Origin of the sequence: Kitasatospora sp. NPDC047058 (genome assembly GCF_040643935.1) — a bacterium.
GTDB lineage: Bacteria > Actinomycetota > Actinomycetes > Streptomycetales > Streptomycetaceae > Kitasatospora.
In genome coordinates, this window is the sequence record NZ_JBEYVJ010000595.1 from 1 (window position 1) to 3,367 (window position 3,367).

The following is a 3,367-nucleotide window of genomic DNA, read 5'->3' on the forward strand; positions in this document are numbered from 1 at the left end:
GCCGGCAGGGGCCGCCACGTGCCGGGCGCGCCGCCGTCGCCGTGGAGCCGGATGGACGCGCCGCGGGCCGGGCCGTCCCAGCTGACGCCGACGTACCGGATCGGGAAACCGGGCCGCACGGTCGCGGCCTCCCCGCCCGCCGCGGACTGGGCGCGGGTGGCCGGGACGCTGACCGTCCGGGCCCGGCCGGCGGTGCCGGGCGCGGTGGCGGGGGCTCCAGTGGGGGAGGGCGCTCCGGCGGGGGCTGCCGCGGCGGAGGTGGCCGGGGCGACGGCGAGGGCGGCGGCCGTCGCGCCTATCGCCCCGACGACGGTGCGCCGGGAGACGGCGGGCTGCGGGTTCGGCATGGGTGTCCTGTCTCGGGTGCGGGCACGGCGACGGAGGCGTGCTGACCTGCTGCGCTGTACCGCCCCCGTCGACTGATCATCAGTCAGCGCAGAATGTACACGCTTGATCGTTTCTGATCGTTTGCCCCGCCCTTTTCGCTGCCTGAAGGGGCAGTTCACGCCGCTGCGCCCCGGAGGGACAACCGGTCTGCACGGATGAATGACGCCGGGCCCCGCCCTGCATAGACTCGGGCGCCAGCCGTCCCGACGAGCCGAGGAGCCCCCGCATGCCCACACCCCCTCCCAGCCTCAGCACCGGCCCCTCGGCCACGCCCCTGCTGGACGAGACCATCGGCACGGCCCTCGACCGCGCCGTCCGCTCCTTCCCCGACCGGGAAGCCCTGGTCGACCTGCCCTCGGGCCGCCGCTGGACGTACCGCGAACTGGCCGCCGAGGCCGACCGCGTCGCCACCGCCCTGCTCACCCTCGGCGTCGGACGCGGCGACCGGGTCGGGATCTGGGCCCCCAACTGCGCGGAGTGGGTGTTCGTGCAGTACGCCACCGCCCGCATCGGCGCCATCCTGGTGACCGTCAACCCCGGTTACCGCACCCACGAACTCGAGTACGTGCTCCGGCAGTCGGGCATCCGCACGATCGTCGCCGCGCCCTCGTTCAAGACCTCCGACTACGCGGCCATGCTCGCCGACGCGGCCCCGCGCTGTCCGGACCTCCGCGACGTCCTGCTGATCGGCTCCACCACCTGGCACGAGCTGCTCACCGCCGCCGCCGGCGCGCCCGCCGACCTGGCCGCGGCCGGCGCCGGACTCGCCCCGGACGACCCGATCAACATCCAGTACACCTCCGGCACCACCGGCTTCCCGAAGGGCGCCACCCTCTCCCACCGCAACATCCTCAACAACGGCTACTTCGTCGGCGAGCTGTGCGGCTACACCGAACACGACCGCATCTGCGTGCCGGTGCCCTTCTACCACTGCTTCGGCATGGTCATGGGCAACCTCGCCGCCCTCTCGCACGGCGCCTGCGTGGTCATCCCGGCCCCCGGCTTCGACCCCGTCACCACGCTGCGCGCCGTGGCCGCCGAACGCTGCACCTCGCTCTACGGCGTGCCCACCATGTTCATCGCCGAACTCAACGACCCGTCCTTCGCCGACCACGACCTCTCCAGCCTGCGCACCGGCATCATGGCGGGATCGCCCTGCCCGACCGAGGTGATGAAGGAGGTCGTCGACCGGATGGGCATGCGCGACGTCTCGATCTGCTACGGCATGACCGAGACCTCCCCGGTCTCCACCCAGACCCGCGCCGACGACCCGCTGGAACGCCGGGTCTCCACCGTCGGCCGGGCCGGCCCGCACCTGGAGGTGAAGGTGGTCGACCCCGACACCGGCCACACCGTCGCGCGCGGCACCCCCGGCGAACTCTGCACCCGCGGCTACTCGGTGATGCTCGGCTACTGGGACCAGCCCGACCGCACGGCCGAGGTCGTCGACGCCGACGGCTGGATGCACACCGGCGACCTGGCGGTGATGGACGAGGAGGGCTACCTCAGCATCACCGGCCGCAGCAAGGACATGGTCATCCGCGGCGGTGAGAACATCTACCCCCGCGAGATCGAGGAGTTCCTCTACACCCACCCCGACATCCTGGACGCCCAGGTCATCGGCGTCCCCGACGCCAAGTACGGCGAGGAGCTGATGGCCTGGATCCGCCTGCGCCCCGGCGCCGCCGACCTCACCCCCGACACCCTCCGCGACTTCTGCACCGGCCGCATCGCCCACTACAAGATCCCCCGCTACGTCCACCTCGTCGACGACTTCCCCATGACCGTCACCGGCAAAGTCCGCAAGGTCGAAATGCGCGAAGCCGCCCGCACCATCCTCGGCCTCTGACCCCCGGGGCGCCCGGGATCATCCCCCGGGCGCCCCGCCGTCCGTCGGCCTTGACGCAGCACCCGCGAAGAGCCGGTCCGTACTGGCCGCACTTCTCGGTCGATCGTAGTCATGGCTGAAGCAACTTCCACCTGCCGCATCAGCCGGCAAGCAGCACCAGCCCGCCGTTCTCCGTCAGCGAGCCGTCTGGCACGCCCACCCGCGCACGCAAAACCGGGTCCAGCACCTGCTGGGCATGCGAGAGGCGATGCGGCGACGCGAATCGTCTTACTCGACAGGTGTCCCTGCAAGCAGAGCGATCAGGCGTAGGGAACCTCGATCACTTCGAACCCGCAAGGACACCTGTCGTCGTTTCAGTCACCGACCTTCACCACTACCTGCGGATTCGGGGCAGACCCCCGACCCGGACCCCGTCTGAAGGTGGGTGCCTTGCCTGTCGCCTGGCTGCGGGCGCTGTTCACTGCTGGTCTCCTGTCGCCGCTGCGCCTGGGTGCGTTCCTGGTCGCGGTCGCCGCGAGCCGGTTCCAGTGCCGCTCGTGCGGCTACCCGTGCCGCTGGTTGTCGTGTCGCCCGTTTCCGCGGAACGGCCGGGGCCGCCGGTACGACCCGGCTGCCCGGTCGGTGGTCACTGCTGGCCTCCCACCCGCAGTTCGGTGGCGATCTGGCGCCGGCCGGAGATCAGCGCCTCGGCGAGCACACCGACGGAAACCACGGCGGTCAGACCGAGCACCTGGACCAGCACCGGCGGCACGCTGGGTTCCAGACCGGTCCGGACCGGGACGCCGACCAGGGCGGACAGGTCGATCGCCGGTCCGAGCAGGGCGACCGCGGCGAGCGCGGTCAGCCCGCCGCCGGCCGCCGCCACCAGAGTCTGCGGTAGCGTCTCGGCAACGATCAGCGCCAGGCCCTGCCGGGGGCGCAGGCCCATGGTGCGCAGCCGGGCGAGCAGGGCAACGCGTTCGGGGGCGGCGCGGAGCAGCGTCAGCAGCACGGCGAGCAGGGCGGACCCGGCTGCGCCGATCACGGAGGCCCGGAACAGCCGCCCGGCCGAGTGCTGGAGCGGGTCGTCGGCGAGCTCGGCGGCAAGGCCGGCGCTGGTCCGCACCACGTAGCCGAACGGCAGGCTGTCCA

Annotated in this window: 1 protein-coding gene and 2 pseudogenes; 1 reads left to right on the forward strand and 2 read right to left on the reverse strand. The window is 72.5% G+C overall.

The window, feature by feature from the left end:
- Positions 1-347: pseudogene (locus ABZ885_RS37965) on the reverse strand (hypothetical protein); the annotation flags it as partial.
- A gap of 266 nt (positions 348-613) precedes the next feature.
- Between ABZ885_RS37965 and ABZ885_RS37970 the strand changes: the two are divergent.
- Positions 614-2,236, forward strand: a complete 1,623-nt coding sequence (locus ABZ885_RS37970; protein WP_360199271.1) for an AMP-binding protein — start codon at positions 614-616, stop codon at positions 2,234-2,236.
- A gap of 625 nt (positions 2,237-2,861) precedes the next feature.
- On the opposite strand, the pseudogene ABZ885_RS37975 reads toward ABZ885_RS37970, so the two are convergent.
- Positions 2,862-3,367, reverse strand: a pseudogene (locus ABZ885_RS37975) (hypothetical protein); the annotation flags it as partial.

What these genes read in the sequence shown, in the direction of transcription:
- ABZ885_RS37970 (WP_360199271.1), top strand. Translation starts at nt 614, where the DNA reads ATGCCCACACCCCCTCCCAGCCTCAGCACCGGCCCCTCGGCCACGCCC.